The sequence below is a fragment of the Hungatella sp. SL.1.14 genome (assembly GCF_024460495.1).
Lineage (GTDB): Bacteria > Bacillota > Clostridia > Lachnospirales > Lachnospiraceae > Hungatella > Hungatella hathewayi.
Window position 1 is genome coordinate 1 of sequence record NZ_JANFYJ010000156.1, and the last position, 400, is coordinate 400.

The window sequence follows — 400 nt, forward strand, 5'->3', positions numbered from 1 at the left end:
TGGGATTTCAGATGATCATATTTTCTTCAGGCATGGCGGCTATCTCGGAGGATGTCCAACGTTGAAGCCGGATTTCGTTGGTTGCAGAAAAATCTTCCTGAAATTACAGAGGGCAGTGGTGCGGAACACAATATCGTATTTGCACATGACCAATCCAAAAAGGAGCCCGATGAGTATGGCCCCTATGATATTTATTTTTATGGAGGCAATCGCTCTTATGGAGTAGTTGAGGATTTCAGAAAAGCTTGGCTGTTACATATTCATCGAAACCCTCATCATTGGCAGTATTGGGTGCTGTGGGACGAGGCGGCCAACACGGGCCAGGTGCCAAACCTGGAAAAGCTGGTGGCGGTGATCCGCTCCCGCGTGGTGAGCCTGTGCCTGTTCTATCAGCAGTTGG

At 49.0% G+C, this 400-nt stretch carries 2 pseudogenes; both read left to right on the plus strand.

The window, feature by feature from the left end:
- Window positions 1-51: 51 nt before the first annotated feature.
- Window positions 52-243, plus strand: a pseudogene (locus NE473_RS33305) (DUF5662 family protein); the annotation flags it as partial.
- 21 nt (window positions 244-264) lie between these two features.
- A pseudogene (locus NE473_RS33310) lies at window positions 265-400 on the plus strand (TraM recognition domain-containing protein); the annotation flags it as partial.